Source organism: Clostridioides sp. LIBA-7602, from assembly GCF_056688945.1.
This window is the reverse complement of sequence record NZ_CP196991.1, coordinates 973427-987195: the sequence shown is the minus strand read 5'-3', so window position 1 is coordinate 987195 and position 13769 is coordinate 973427. Positions and strand designations below refer to the sequence as shown.

Annotated in this window: 14 protein-coding genes; 3 read left to right on the top strand and 11 right to left on the bottom strand. The window is 28.1% G+C overall.

From position 1 onward, the window contains the following. Window positions 1-16: 16 nt before the first annotated feature. From ACTG45_RS04855 to ACTG45_RS04845, 3 genes are all read right to left on the bottom strand, one after another. Window positions 17-1585 (bottom strand): ABC transporter substrate-binding protein, encoded by a 1569-nt coding sequence (locus ACTG45_RS04855; protein ID WP_021383674.1) that lies wholly within the window; start codon window positions 1583-1585, stop codon window positions 17-19. A gap of 112 nt (window positions 1586-1697) precedes the next feature. Continuing rightward, a complete protein-coding gene (locus ACTG45_RS04850; RefSeq protein ID WP_021383569.1) occupies window positions 1698-2609 on the bottom strand; it encodes an ABC transporter permease in 912 nt (303 codons plus the stop codon). Further along, window positions 2593-3579: an ABC transporter permease gene (locus tag ACTG45_RS04845; RefSeq protein ID WP_479919938.1), complete on the bottom strand. Its 987-nt coding sequence runs from the start codon at window positions 3577-3579 to the stop codon at window positions 2593-2595. Before ACTG45_RS04845 ends, ACTG45_RS04850 begins: the two co-directional genes overlap by 17 nt. 325 nt (window positions 3580-3904) lie before the next feature. On the opposite strand from ACTG45_RS04845, the gene ACTG45_RS04840 reads away from it, so the two are divergent. Further along, window positions 3905-4339, top strand: coding sequence for a MarR family winged helix-turn-helix transcriptional regulator (locus ACTG45_RS04840; protein WP_479919937.1), 435 nt, complete (start codon window positions 3905-3907; stop codon window positions 4337-4339). Between the two features lie 2 nt (window positions 4340-4341). Next, entirely contained in the window at window positions 4342-4740 is a 399-nt protein-coding gene (locus tag ACTG45_RS04835; protein WP_021383588.1) for an HsmA family protein, read from the top strand. Between the two features lie 130 nt (window positions 4741-4870). Here the strand turns inward: ACTG45_RS04835 and ACTG45_RS04830 are convergent, their stop codons facing one another. The 5 genes from ACTG45_RS04830 to ACTG45_RS04810 form a co-directional block, all read right to left on the bottom strand. After that, window positions 4871-5095: a NifU family protein gene (locus ACTG45_RS04830; protein ID WP_009888660.1), complete on the bottom strand. Its 225-nt coding sequence runs from the start codon at window positions 5093-5095 to the stop codon at window positions 4871-4873. 34 nt (window positions 5096-5129) lie between these two features. Beyond that, the gene (locus ACTG45_RS04825) at window positions 5130-6497 is read right to left on the bottom strand and encodes a M20 family metallopeptidase (protein ID WP_479919936.1); all 1368 of its coding nucleotides are present in this window, start codon (window positions 6495-6497) and stop codon (window positions 5130-5132) included. 82 nt (window positions 6498-6579) lie between these two features. After that, window positions 6580-8091 (bottom strand): DUF6179 domain-containing protein, encoded by a 1512-nt coding sequence (locus ACTG45_RS04820; protein ID WP_479919935.1) that lies wholly within the window; start codon window positions 8089-8091, stop codon window positions 6580-6582. Between the two features lie 22 nt (window positions 8092-8113). Further along, a complete protein-coding gene (locus tag ACTG45_RS04815; protein ID WP_021383637.1) occupies window positions 8114-8548 on the bottom strand; it encodes a DUF6323 family protein in 435 nt (144 codons plus the stop codon). A gap of 253 nt (window positions 8549-8801) precedes the next feature. Continuing rightward, window positions 8802-9713 (bottom strand): CGNR zinc finger domain-containing protein, encoded by a 912-nt coding sequence (locus ACTG45_RS04810; protein ID WP_479918275.1) that lies wholly within the window; start codon window positions 9711-9713, stop codon window positions 8802-8804. Window positions 9714-9991: 278 nt separating this feature from the next. Between ACTG45_RS04810 and ACTG45_RS04805 the strand changes: the two genes are divergently transcribed. Further along, a complete protein-coding gene (locus ACTG45_RS04805; protein WP_021383576.1) occupies window positions 9992-10345 on the top strand; it encodes a GIY-YIG nuclease family protein in 354 nt (117 codons plus the stop codon). A gap of 220 nt (window positions 10346-10565) precedes the next feature. On the opposite strand, the gene ACTG45_RS04800 is transcribed toward ACTG45_RS04805, so the two are convergent. The 3 genes from ACTG45_RS04800 to ACTG45_RS04790 all read right to left on the bottom strand — a co-directional run bounded on the left by ACTG45_RS04800 (window position 10566) and on the right by ACTG45_RS04790 (window position 13741). Next, complete coding sequence (locus tag ACTG45_RS04800; protein WP_479919934.1) at window positions 10566-11507, bottom strand: cell wall-binding protein Cwp25; 942 nt, start codon at window positions 11505-11507, stop codon at window positions 10566-10568. Window positions 11508-11607: 100 nt separating this feature from the next. Next, entirely contained in the window at window positions 11608-12843 is a 1236-nt protein-coding gene (locus tag ACTG45_RS04795; protein WP_479919933.1) for a glycosyltransferase family 4 protein, read from the bottom strand. Between the two features lie 43 nt (window positions 12844-12886). Continuing rightward, entirely contained in the window at window positions 12887-13741 is an 855-nt protein-coding gene (locus tag ACTG45_RS04790) for a hypothetical protein (protein ID WP_479919932.1), read from the bottom strand. Window positions 13742-13769 lie beyond the last annotated feature (28 nt).

Here is a 13769-nt window from a genome sequence, read left to right as displayed (position 1 = left end):
CTAATTAATTTAACTATTATTCAATTGTCCAATCAGCTATGTTCCAGAATATACCTACACCATGATGACCTAGAACTGTATCAGGTGTTAGCCCTTTGATATTTGGTTTTCCAACATAGATTGCATCTATGTAAGCAATAAATGTATAAGGCATATCTTTAGTCATTTCTACTTGGAATTGTTTATATAACTTTAACTTTTCATCTTTATTTTCTGTTTCTCTTGCTTTTTGAAGTATTGTATCTATAGTAGGATTAGAGTAAGCATTGTAATTTGAACCTTTATCTGTTCCAAACACTTTATATGTATGGTCATCTGGGTCAAATGGACTTCCCCAACCTATTAAATGAGCATCTTGATTAGCCCAATCTGTTTCAGTTACAACCACAGCTTTAGCATCCACACCTATTTCTTTTAACTGTTGTGCACATATTTTAGCCATATCAACTCTAACTTGGTCACTCTCTCCTGCTGTTATTTCAAAAGCTAATTTAGTACCTTCTTTTTCATAAATTCCATCAGAACCTAATTTCCATCCTAATTTTTCAATTTCTTGTTTAGCTTTTTCTGGGTTATATTCAAACTTCTCTATATCAGGATTATTATATTCCCCCATTTGTAAAGGTGAATATGCTGGCACACCATGTCCTAATAATACGCTATCAACTATTGCTTTTCTATCTATTGCATAGCTTAAAGCATTTGGTAATCCTTTAGTTTTTTCATCTTTAAAGAACTTAGAATTAAAATTATATAATATACCTCTATAGTCTGCTGTTTTCATTATATTTATTTTAAAGTTCTTTTCATCTTTTTCAAAATTAGACATATCCTTAGGAGTTACTTGAGCTAAGTCTAATTCTCCTGATTTTAATTGCATTGCTTTAGCCTTATCATCTGGAACAATTTTAAATACTACTTTATCTAAACCTGGCTCTTTTACGAAATAATCACTATTTTTAACAAGAGTTATACTTTGACCTTTATCCCATTTTTCAAGTTTAAATGGCCCAGTTCCTATTGGTTTTTGATTAAATTCATCAGTAGCTATATCCTTACCTTCTAATACATGTTTTGGTAATATTCCTATTGTAAGATAATCAAGCATTGCTGTATTTGGAGCTTTTAAAGTAATTTTTATAGTATTATCATTAACTACATCAATTTTTGTTATATCTTCATAATTTGATGCTATTTCAGAAGCATTCTCTGGTTTCACTATAGTTTCTATTGTAAACTTAACATCATTTGCTGTAAATTTCTCTCCATCATGCCACTTAACATCATCTCTTAAATTAAAAGTATATGTATTTGTTGCCTCATCAAATTTCCAGTCCTTTGCTAAACAAGGAACTATTTTATTATTTTCATCATGAGCTGTTAATCCATTAAATATTAGTGAATTTATCTCCCCATGCTCATATAGTGCAGGATTTATACTTGTATAGTCATTACTTCCATAAACAAGCACCTTTCCATCTTTAGATGTATCTGCTTTTTTATCTTTGTCTCCTCCACTAGAACAACCTGCCATTAGACTAAGTATCATTACTAAACTTAAAACTTTTAACTTCTTTAATTTCATGATGCTCCCCCTTTTGCTTTTTATAAAATATTTTTCAAAGCTTTGACCCCATTTATTTAAATAGATATTTCAAATACCTCAGTATTTGCTTATTTAGTTCTCAAATGCTGATTTATAAATTACTAGATTTTTTATTATTATTTTTTCTTATATAATTACCTATATTAGTTATACACACCAATGTAGTAACTAAAAATATACCTGGAATCAGTATAATCCACCATCTATTTGAAAGTAATGCTTCTTCTGATAAAGATAACATACTTCCCCAAGAAACAATTTCTATTGGTAGGCCTATTCCTAAAAAACTTAGTGTTGATTCAGTCCCAATAGCTGCACCTATATTTGTTACAACCATAAACATTATCGATGCTACAAAATTTGGAAGTAAGTGTTGCTTTAGTGTATAGAAGAATCCTCCTCCCATACTTTTAGCTGCTAATATGTATTCGCTATTTCTTATTTGCCTAACCTCTGTTCTTACAATCTTAGATATGTTCATCCAACTTGTTATCCCTATTACTATAGACATAGATATTGGACTCGAATTTCCAAGTATAGCTTGTACAAATATTATGATTAATATTGAAGGTATACTAAGGATGATTTCTGTAAATCTCATCATTGCATCATCTACAAGTTCAGATGCTGAGCCACTTATACTTCCATAAATAACTCCTATACAAGTTGATATTACAGTAGAAAATAATCCTATAAATAAAGATATTTTTCCTCCATACCATATCATAGAATATATATCTCTACCCATTGAATCTGTTCCAAATAAAAAAGTTTTATTTGGAGCTAAATTAGAGCTTACTAAATCCATGTAGGTTGGTTCATGTGTCATTATGAAAGATGAAAACACACTTCCAATAATAATAATTGATAAAATAATAATTGATATATATGGTAATTCTTTAATTTTGTTTAATAAGGTTTTCTTTGTTTCTACATGTTTCTCTTCTGCTACTAAAATATAATTTTCTCCTACAATTTCAAAATCACTACATTGTGGCTTCATTAGTATCACCTCTATCATATTTCATTCTAGGGTCTATTTTATTGTTTATAATTTGAGCTAGCATATTACCAAATACTACTAAAGCCCCTGTTATTAAGCATAAAACTAATAACATATTATAATCATGATACTTTGCACTTTCAAAACAAAGAGTTCCTAACCCTGGGTAAGAAAAAACTTTTTCAACTACATAAGTTCCTCCCAATATGTGAGGTATTGAAATGGCCATTATACTGATATATGATGGCATTATATTTCTCAGGCAATGCTTAAAAACAATGGTTCTATTATTTAAACCTTTTGCTTTACATAACAGTACATAATCTTCTCTTATCTCTTCTAGCAATTTATTTCTTATCATATATGTGTAATACCATAAGTGACTCAGTATAAGTACTGTAAGAGGTAAGATTAAATGCGATATCCTACTTAATATGCTGGTCTCCTCTCCCATTGCATAAGCACCACTGCTTGGAAGTATGTTTAGGTTTATACTGAATATGAGTATAAGTACCAAAGCAACCCAAAATGATGGAATACAGTTGGTTATCGTTCCTAGTTTACATATAATTCTATCAATGAGCTTATCTTCATGTAGTGTACAAAATATTCCTAACAATAAAGCTAGTATAAAGGTAAGTATATACCCTGAACCACCTAATATTATAGTATTTATATAGACATCATTTATAACAGAAGTAACATTTTGTTTATATTTAAATGAAATTCCAAATTCCCCTTTTGATGCATTTGAAATCCATTTTACATATTGACTGTATATTGGTTCGTCCAAACCGAGTTTTCTCATGGCATTTTCTTTTTCTTGAGTACTCATTCTTTCTACCCCATCTCCATAGTAAGAGATTAATGGGTCTCCTGGAGCAAGTCTTGCCATATAAAAAACAACAAACGATAATAAAAACATTACTAAAATAAACTGCAACAACTTTTTCAGTACATCCTTTAACAAACCCCAATTCCCCCTTTGTTGCAATAAAAAAAACCACATAAAAGCAAACGTAAAGTAACGTTAAAACCTTCGTGGTTTCATTATCATTAAATAATTAAATTTTCACTATTTATCTATGAGTTAATTTTAGCATCATTTATTCACTGTGTAAACAAACTTTTTAAAAATTGTTAAAATTTCATCAAATTATTTTATTTATACCTAAAATAAAATTTTTATACAGCATTTTCCACTATTTAGTATAAAATTATTAATTTTTAGGTTGACTATATTGATAAATTATATTATATTAGTTTCTACGCAAACTATTTAAGAGGTGATTTTATTGAAGACTAATTATGATTGTTTTAGAATAGCTATGCTTTTAAAAGAACTCTATTCTAAAACTATGTACACAGTAGAAGAAAATTTTAAAGAGAATGGATTGACACATCAACAGATTATAGTTATAAAACTAATAGCTCATAATCAAGAGCTTACAATATCACAATTATGTGATGAAATGTCTCTAGCTAAGGGTACAGTTTCAGGTATAATCAGCAGATTAGAACAGATTGGATATATAGAAAAATTCAAGAAATCTGAAGATAAAAGAAATACATATGTTAAATTTACAACATCAGGACTTGAATTTGCCACAAGTTTTAAAACTAAAATGCAGGAAAGTTTTGATGATATCTTTAAAAACTGTGATGAACAAGAATTAAATGACTTAGTAAAAAATCTTAGAAATATATTAGCAAAAATAAAGGAGAGATAATTATGAATTCTAAATTAATACTTGCAATAGTATTTATAACATCAGCTTTAATTTTTTACACTATAGGTGTATTTGGAGAAAGGAAAGCTAAAATTTTAAAAAAGAAGCATGTAATCATATTTTGGCTTGGTTTGATATTTGATACTTTAGGAACATTTACAATGAGTAACATAGCTAAAAGCAATACATTTTATGTAAAATCCGCTTTATCTCAAAACCTTCATAGTATAACAGGTCTTCTTGCAATCGTACTTATGCTTTTTCATGCAGGTTGGGCTACCTTTGTCCTATATAAAGATGATGAAGATAAGAAAAAATTCTTCCATAAATTTAGTATAGTTGTATGGACTATATGGCTAATTCCATACTTTATAGGTATGTTTATTGGCATGGCTGGATAATAGATATGTAGTAAAATATATAAAATAAAGTGTGTAAGAAAGTAAATATACACTTACACACTTTTTATATATTATATTTTAAATAATTTCTTAAATTGATTTATATATATTTATCTATAAAATCTATTTATTAAACACCTAATACTTGAGTTACTCCTGGAACTTCACTCACTAAAACATTTTCAATAATGGCTTTTATTGTCATAGTTGCTCCTGGGCATCCACTACATGCACCTTGTAATCTAACTAAAACTACGCCATTTTCATTTACATCTATAAGTTCTACATCTCCACCATCTCTTTGTAATACTGGTTTTATCTTTTCTTCAAGTACTTTTTCAACCTTTTCTCTCATAGTTATTCCCCCCAGAAATATTTTATTACCAAGATTATACCAATGGTTTAAATTTTTGTCCATCTAATGATTTGTCAAATTCAGTTTTTGCTTCATTAATAATTTCAGTATTCATAAATACATCATAAGCACTACAAGCCAACACTTTAGCTGAATTTATCATAGCAGAAAATCCCATGCTTGAACCTGCTGATGAACATGACTGCCATGTATGACTTGCAATTCCAACAGGCCATGCCGCCATTGCAAATTGAGCCACTGGTATAACATAACTTACATCTCCAACATCAGTAGAGCCAGCTAGTCCTTTATCTTGGTCTCCATCAACTATCTCCTGATGTATATAACTTTCTACGATAGATTTATCATTTTGTAATGATGTTGCTACACCTAGTCTTTCTTCTCTAGTAAGAGTTTCACATAGTTTTTTAGCAAATTCTTCTTCTTCAGGAGTAGCTTTAGGGCAACCAACAAAAACCATATTATTGTAAACCAAATCAGTCAAACATTGATTTGGTATATAATCATATATTCCATCTGTAACAGTATACTCCATCTCAGTTTCTGTCATCATTGCTGCTCCCTGTGCCACTTTTATCAATCTATCAAGAACATGCTCTGCATCCTTTGCTTTTTTCCCTCTAATAAAATACCAGCTCTCAGCAAAACCAGGGACTACATTAGGTCTTCCACCACCATTAGTTATAACATAGTGCATTCTTATAGAATCAATAACATGTTCTCTTAAATAATTTGCTCCAACATTCATAATTTCAACAGCATCGAGTGCACTTCTACCATTATGTGGAGCTTGAGCTGCATGTGCTGTTATTCCTTTAAACTTGAACTTTATAGATAAGTTTGCTAGACTTCCTCCTCTCCAAGGTGCGTTTATATCAAAAGGATGCCATGTAAATGCACAATCTACGTCATCAAAACATCCATTTACACACATATAGGTCTTTCCCCCACCTTCTTCTTCAGCAGGACAACCAAAATATTTTATTGTTCCATTAAACTTATTTTCTTCTATTAATTTTTTTATAGAAACAACCGCTCCTACACCTGCTACACCTAGCAGATTATGCCCACATCCATGACCTGCTTCACCTTCTACCAATGGCTTTTTTTCTGTACTTACAGATTGTGACAACTCTGGTAAAGCATCATATTCTCCAAGTATTCCAATCACTGGCTTACCTTCTCCAAAACTTGCTATAAATCCAGTAGGTAGATTTTCTACTTCTTCAATTTCAAATCCCTTTGATTTTAGATATTCTTTTTGAATGTTACTTGCATACTTTTCTTCAAAAGCTAGTTCTGGATTTTCCCATATTTTTTTAGACAAGTCTATTAGTTCTTCTCTTATTTCTTCAATATTATTTATGATATACTCTTTCATAATTCCCTCCAGATATATGTATTTTTGATATGCTTTACAGATTATATTATATACTAACATTCTATTTATTCATAATTTTTTGTTAATTAATTTGATTCATATATTCTTCTATAGATTGTATCTTCTCTTCATTTTGTATCTTCATAAATTCAATGTATTTCATTTTCCATAATGTAGTTTCAGTTTTCTTATTTAATATAAATTCTAATAAATTAATTTCTTTCATTATTATGTCCTCACAAAATACAACACTACCCAATATTGCCAATTCTAATTCACTTAATGATGCAAACAACATTAAATACTCTTCTCCGAATAAACATTCCGCTTCAAGAATATCAACAAAATCTTTTTTAGCATTGATATTTTCCTTTATTATTCTTATTTTTTCAACTATAGATGTACTATCTAATATTTGATTGAATATCTCTCTAAATGATTCATCGTCTAGTTTACGTTCATCATCAATAATGTAATTCTCTAAAGACTCATTTGCACTACTACTTACAGTTATCATACTTTTAAAAGTATCATTTTTTATTGAACTCAGCACAGATTCAATAAATATATTTTCATATCTTTTAATATATCTTATCATTACTTCATCTTCTATACTTAATCTTTTTATTAATACTTCAATTGCTTGCATAAGTAATGAGGTTATCTTTTTATTTCTTCTAATTTTTCTATTAACTTCTTCAAAATCACTATAATTTAAATTATTATCTGCATCAATCAATTCAACTATATTATTTTCCTCATAATCCCTAACTTCATCTTCAACATTATTATTGTATATGTTTTTAAACTGTTTTTCTAAAAACTCATATTCATATTCTGAGATTTCTAGATTAGTTACTTCATTTCCTAAAATCGTAGAAAAAATACAATTATTTATAATAAGTTCAAATAAATTTATAAGTATGACATCACAATCTATTTTATAAGTCACTCCATAATCATAAAATAATTTTTCTCTATCTTTCTTCTTAAATAAATTACAAAACCTATTTTCTATGTCTATACTCTCGATATAATTCTTTACATAATAGATACCTTGAACATCCATATCGTCTAATGCCAATGGATAATCTATACTCACTGGAATGTCATAAGCTTCAAATTTTATAACATAATTTTTAAAGAAGCTTGATAATTCTACCAAAGTATCATTATAGGCTATTGAGTTGGTATCTAACTTTCTATTTATCATTAATTTATAAAAACTCTCTAACTCAATTAAATCATTTTCTAATATTTTAATACCTTCTAGATACATGTTTTTTATATTTTTAGCAGTCAGCTCTACAACTCTCTTTTCTAAATTTTCTAGCTTATTTATATATGCATCAATAGCATACCATAATGAAATCAACAACTTTTCAGCAACTTCTGTCCTTACTGATGTACTTTGACCATTTGTATATTTTTTAATTAAATCTATGAGTATTAGAGATATTTCTTGCTGTATGCTATATACTTCTCTTTCATCTATTACTTTACAGTCTAGACATTCCTTGAGCAAAGATATTGAATATTGATTTTTTATTAAATTTTTTTCATTTATATTAATATTGCTTAGATTATTTGACATAGCTACTCTCTCCTATCATATATTAAACTTCTCCAAACTTAAACTTCTTTGCGAATTCATCTGCTTCTCCTCTTACATTATCGAGATTTCCTGAAAATTTTTCATAAAGTTCATCTAGCATTTCTATAATCTCATCATCACATATCTTATCATCCGTTTCATTTTTTAAATAATAAAAAAGTTCTTGCATATCATTAATAGTTTCTAAATAATCATCCATATTTGTAAACTGTGATGTATATATATATTCTATCAATTGTTTTGTAACTTTTATATCCAACTCTATCCTGCCATACCCCTTTAAAGTATAATTTCTTGAAGTTATTATATCTTTTACATCAGATTCTGAAAGGGTTAAACCATATGCCTTAGATTCTCTATTAGTATCAAGCAATTCATTCCTTTCTATTTCTTTTAAACCTTGATGCATAGAACTCAAAATAATAGGTGATATCATTTAAAATTCTCCTTTTTTTATTTTTTCTATTGACTTTTTTATATTTTTATGTTATATTTAAATTAGTATATTTATTTTTTTCTAACTACTTATAATAATATTATCATAAGTAGTTTTTGTCAACTCAAAATTAGTATCTTAATTAAATTTCTCAATAAAAAAATACCATCACCTAGACATATAATTTTATATAACTTCTTTTTATTCCACAGTTATTTACAATTAAAATCTAAACAATGATATCCTTATTAATTTATTTATCTTTTTTAGCTCTACTTCTACTTTTCTTTACATTTGAACAATTTCTACAAGAAGGTGAACAATATTGAGATTTGGAATTTGTAGGAATATAAATCTTACCACAATACTTACATTTATTTAAAGAAGGAGGTTCACTTGTAATTGCAAACGCATATATAGTCTCAATCGCTGTCTTTAGAGAGTCAAACTCCCATGCAATAGTTGGTTTATCCAATTGACTTATAGAAAAACCTATCTTTTGAGGATTAAACCCTCCAGACATAATAGTAACACTTTCAGTTAATAGATTTGATGTATTTTTATATACACAAACTTGATTAAAGTGTCTACACATATCCTTAGCAAAACTTACAATCCAGTCTAATTGTTCAGTATAAAATCTTGAAAACACTAAATCTAAAATTAATGGTCTTTTTCCAAAAAACTTAGGCGATTCCTCTCTTTTTGATACATCTATACCTCGTCTATATTTTTTAAAATACACATCGTCATCACTTGCAAATGGTATAAACATATTTACATATTCATCAGTACTCAATATATTATCTTTTGTAATATAGTTCTTTTCAATCATCAGCACTCTTTCTTCTCCAACTATGTCTCTATTATATACACTTGAATAAATTAAACCCAACAATCCATATTTTTTTACAAATTCAAGTACTTCTTTTTTTAATCTCATTTCTTTCGTCTCTTTTGGTATATCTTGCAATGCTTCTTGTCCTATACAGATTATATCTACTATTATATCATCTACAACATCAAATGGATTGTACATAGTGAATACAGCATCTTCAGTTGGTACTATATACAATTCATCGTCTTCAGTAATTTTATATTCATAATCACTATATCTAATCCAATCACTTGCAAAATTTCCTATTAATTCTATTTTTTTATTCATAATAATTGTGCGCTCCTCCCAATGTAATAATTAAATATTTTTTACTATTACATTTTTAGTTTATTCTATAATTTCTACCATGTCAACTATTCTTTTTATATTTATATCACATCAAAATATACTAAGTCTGTCAGCCTAATATTCTTATATTATAGATTAATTCATAATTAAATTTATAAAAACTATTTACATCTGAAATTAATCTCTTTATAATTAATATGTAATATATTTTTAATTTTACATATTACATACAAATTATGAAAAGAGGAATCTAAAACATGGATAGAAAACGTGAATTAAAACAACTATATAAAGAAATGAAATTTGACATTGGTGTATTTATAATAAAAAGTGATATTACCAAAAAGATTTACTTCGGAAAGAGCAACGATATAAAAAGCAAATTTAACTCCCTCAAATTCCAGCTTAGTGCTGGGTCCTGTATGATAAAAGATTTAAATAACGATTGGAAAAAACATGGAGAAAAAGCTTTTACATTCGAAATCTTAGAACTTATAAAACATGATGATAATAAAACTGAAAAAGACTACTTAGAAGAACTAGATATTTTAGAAATGGTTTGGTTGGAAAAGTTAAAAGAAGATAATTCTTATGAAATTTATTCTATATAAAAGTTGTGTAACATAAGTAAAGAAGAGGGTGTCTCAAAATGAACTGTTTAGTTAATGAGGCACTCTTTTTTGTATTAAATCAAATATATTTTTATCATTTCAACAACGAAAAAGAGGCCTATCTCTATTCTGAGACAGCCCCTTCTTATAGAATCTATGCCACTATAAATGAATATACTAATTTTTCAAGATGCATATTTATTTTGCTAATAACACTCTATTACTTTTTTACAGCATTCAAACACTGCTCTATAATATTCTTATCACTTATACCTATTGCTGTTACTTTATTAGCTCCCTCTAATATACTCTTATCACTTTTACTTGAAACTAAAGCAACAGGAGCATTTTTTGCAAGTGGTGATGCAACTAGAGCATAAACCAAATCATCTCCACTTGTTACATAAAATTCTTTTGCTCCATTATAGAACTTTTCAATCACGTTTTTATTAGTTTGGTATCTATCAACACCACCAATTCTAGTCGCTCTATATCTATTCACTATGTAATCGCTTAATGTAGACTCTCCTCCAATAGCATATACTGGAACAGGAGAAACACCGAATAATGGGTCTAAATCCGTATCTTCTTCCGCTGAAGCTATATCTTTTGTCAATATTATAGGAGACCCATCTCTATAGGCAACAGATGCAACACTTACTGCATCAGCTTCATCTTTAAATCCATTTACTAAAAACATCTTATCACTATTTTTAATTTTTTCTATTTCACCTGCAATCTTATAACTTGTATCTACTCTATCTACTCCATCAATTCTTATAACTTGCATTCTTCTCATAAGTAACATTTTTTCTACATCTTTACTTATAGTATTTTCTCCACCTATTACATATATCTTAGTAACTCTATTTAATCTTTGCAATGTTGCTTCTGGTATATCATTCTTATTAGTTAATAAAATAGCTGCATTATTTACTCCTGCAAGACCACTAGCCGCAATACCATCTACCATTGTAGAATCAGAGTTAATTAAAACTGCTGTTGTAAAATCTTGCTTATCTGAAATAAGCCCAGCTGTCTCATATTTATCTACCCCTTGAATATTTTCAATCTTATCTAGCGCATTTATTGATACTGGAAAACTAGCACTTAATAATAATGCTGAAATACCTAACGCTAATATCTTTTTACTAAACCTCATAAATTACCTCCCTAAAAACAAATATATTTAGTACTAGTATAATATAAAATCGCCTAAAAGTAGTATAAAAATAGTTACATTTTTTATAAATTAAATAATTTTAAACCAAGCATACTTCATCCATTAAAATAACTTCATTCATCCTATATACTAAACCATCCCAAGTTTTTTTAGACATATCTACAGATGTCCTTTCATTTGAGTTGTTTAATAAAGATTGTATTTTAGTATCTATGGAATTATACAAGTTCTTCTCAAAGGTATACAACTCTTCCTCTTTTGGAATACCTTCATTCTGCATAAAAGGTAGAGGTACGTACTCTATCTTTCCAGAGTTATTAATCTCGCTCCCAATCCATTCTTTAACACCAAGAATATCAGTAGTAATCACGTCTGTACCACAGGATAAAGCTTCTAAAACAACAACTGGTAATCCTTCATAGAATGATGGTAACACAAATATTTGTGACATATTAAACAACTCAGCTAAGTCTCTTTGCTCTAATTTCCCTAGAAAATTCATCTTAAATGGAGACTTGTTTGCAAGTTTAACTATCTCACTATATGATTCAATATCACTTCCAGTACCTGCAAAATTAACTTCTATTAAATCTTTATGATATTCTAACTTAGACATAGCTTTTATAAATGGAATTAGTCCCTTTGACTTGCATATCTTACCTGCAAATACTATTTTTATTTTATCATCTTTTCTTTTATAATGTTTGTTATAAAATATATCATCATTATAACCACTACCAATTACAACTACTTTACTTTCACTTACACCAAAAGTCTTTATAATATCATATTTTTGATTTTCATGAAGAGCAAATATTAAGTCTAGTTTCTTTATGTTTGATATTATGTACTCTTTCTCTAAATCAATAGTATTTAATTGTCTTAAACAAGTCCCATGGCAGATAGACATTACCTTTATACCTTTTACAATCTCTCTAACAAATGCAGTTAAGAGATATAAATGGTGGCATATTATAATGTCTGGCTTAAAATCATTCATAACCTTATCTATATTTACTCTAAATTGATGCTTTAATCTGTTTATCATATCTATATTTAAATCTCTATATCTTGTACTTTCATACGGCATAGAATCACTCATGCCTACAACAGGAAAATTTAATTCTCCACAATTATACTTTACTGGGTAAAAACTTACATCATTTGAGAAACAGTTTACATCGTCATTCACATCTATTCCTGCAATTACAACCTGCTCATAACCTACCTTTTCAAAACCTTTTATCATACCAGATAAATATATACCACTACCTGTACTATTTGGTTTTTGTGTTATTATATGAAGAATTTTCATTTTTTACTTACCTCCCTTCTAAATTTAAATAATTTCATACAGTCTAATCATTATATATGTCTAAATACAAACAAGACGAATCGTCTTTCACTTTAAATCTTGGAACTTTAACTGCTTTATAATCGTTATCCTCAAAATCTCTTACCTTATTGTGTATATATCCTATACCAAATTTTTCTGCTATATGTATTAATTCTTCTTCTTTTATGAGATTATATCTGTCACATGCACTTGTAAAACCATCACTTGTCAACATCAGTTGAAAATCTTTTTTTATTTCAAGATATCCATATATGGAATTTTTCACAGCTTCCTCATCAAAATCCAATATCCAATATCCATCTTTTGTATTTTTCTTCAATCTATTGCTCACTATTGTATCCATAACACTAGCTTTAATCTCATCAAATGTCATTTCTTCCAAATTAGAAAGTTTACTCATTTCATCAAATACAATATTATCAAATTTACAAATACTTCTATCCTTTATAATTTTTGAATCTCCATTTTTAATAAACAAAGCACAATCTCCTAATAAAAAATACTCCACTTTATTTTCATGAAATTTTACAATAACTATAGAACTCGATGGTAAATCTAATTTTTCTACTTTAATTCCATTTAGCCTTAGCTCATACTCTTTTTTCACTTCTACTATTCCACTATTAACAATACTTTTTAATGATTCTTCTCTATTTATATTTTTATATAGATACTTATTCCACCATTGAACATACCATCTAGCATCACTTTCATTTGATATTAAGTTTTTTCCATTAAGTCCTGTAGCACCATCTAAAACCCATGCGCCAAATGGATTTATACCAACCACATCTTCATTAAACTTAGCTGTTCCTTGACTACATAATAGGCTATAGTCTCTTATATTTAAAGCCATATCAACCTCCAAATTGAATATCTAAAAA

Excerpts from the sequence above, each read along its gene's own strand:
- ACTG45_RS04850 (WP_021383569.1), bottom strand. The coding sequence starts at position 2,609 with ATGAAGCCACAATGTAGTGATTTTGAAATTGTAGGAGAAAATTATATT.
- ACTG45_RS04790 (WP_479919932.1), bottom strand. The coding sequence starts at position 13,741 with ATGGCTTTAAATATAAGAGACTATAGCCTATTATGTAGTCAAGGAACA.
- ACTG45_RS04810 (WP_479918275.1), bottom strand. The coding sequence starts at position 9,713 with ATGAATAAAAAAATAGAATTAATAGGAAATTTTGCAAGTGATTGGATT.
- ACTG45_RS04855 (WP_021383674.1), bottom strand. The coding sequence starts at position 1,585 with ATGAAATTAAAGAAGTTAAAAGTTTTAAGTTTAGTAATGATACTTAGT.
- ACTG45_RS04815 (WP_021383637.1), bottom strand. The coding sequence starts at position 8,548 with ATGATATCACCTATTATTTTGAGTTCTATGCATCAAGGTTTAAAAGAA.
- ACTG45_RS04830 (WP_009888660.1), bottom strand. The coding sequence starts at position 5,095 with ATGAGAGAAAAGGTTGAAAAAGTACTTGAAGAAAAGATAAAACCAGTA.
- ACTG45_RS04820 (WP_479919935.1), bottom strand. The coding sequence starts at position 8,091 with ATGTCAAATAATCTAAGCAATATTAATATAAATGAAAAAAATTTAATA.
- ACTG45_RS04805 (WP_021383576.1), top strand. The coding sequence starts at position 9,992 with ATGGATAGAAAACGTGAATTAAAACAACTATATAAAGAAATGAAATTT.
- ACTG45_RS04825 (WP_479919936.1), bottom strand. The coding sequence starts at position 6,497 with ATGAAAGAGTATATCATAAATAATATTGAAGAAATAAGAGAAGAACTA.
- ACTG45_RS04800 (WP_479919934.1), bottom strand. The coding sequence starts at position 11,507 with ATGAGGTTTAGTAAAAAGATATTAGCGTTAGGTATTTCAGCATTATTA.
- ACTG45_RS04795 (WP_479919933.1), bottom strand. The coding sequence starts at position 12,843 with ATGAAAATTCTTCATATAATAACACAAAAACCAAATAGTACAGGTAGT.
- ACTG45_RS04835 (WP_021383588.1), top strand. The coding sequence starts at position 4,342 with ATGAATTCTAAATTAATACTTGCAATAGTATTTATAACATCAGCTTTA.